The organism is Nosocomiicoccus sp. HMSC059G07 (assembly GCF_001815515.1).
Taxonomy (GTDB): domain Bacteria; phylum Bacillota; class Bacilli; order Staphylococcales; family Salinicoccaceae; genus Nosocomiicoccus; species Nosocomiicoccus ampullae_A.
Genome location: NZ_KV820846.1, coordinates 1 through 446 on the forward strand (window position 1 = coordinate 1; position 446 = coordinate 446).

General features: G+C 37.7%; 1 protein-coding gene. It reads right to left on the bottom strand.

The genetic code is table 11. From position 1 onward, the window contains the following. Nucleotides 1-36: 36 nt before the first annotated feature. Nucleotides 37-446 (bottom strand): MarR family winged helix-turn-helix transcriptional regulator (locus tag HMPREF3029_RS05955; RefSeq protein ID WP_070710162.1); only part of this gene is annotated, 410 nt, incomplete at its 5' end.

Consider the following 446-nt stretch of genomic DNA (forward strand, 5'->3'; position numbering starts at 1 on the left):
CCACCAACCCCAGAATCCATGACTCCGATCGCCTGATTATTCATATGACATCGTCTCACTTTTTTTAATCATTAGCTTAAGTAAAGTGGATAACATTTCTTTCTCATCTTCAGTAAAGTCACTCGTAATTTCATCGATAAACTGTACACGCTTTTGAATCACTTGAGATAATAATTCCGTACCCTTTTGTTCGATTTTTACGAGAACGACACGTTTATCTTTATGACCACGCTCTCTACGTACGAAACCACTACATTCGAGTTTGTCTATAATATCTGTCGTTGTCGAATAGGCAAGGTCCAACTTTTTAGCAACCTCACCGATCGTTTGACCGTTCGAATCACTCACCCATTGTAGTGCGATAAATTGAATTTTTGATAGCTTATATTCTTTTAATATTTCACGTCCATACAGCCTTACTTGCACCGATAAATGCCTCAATGATT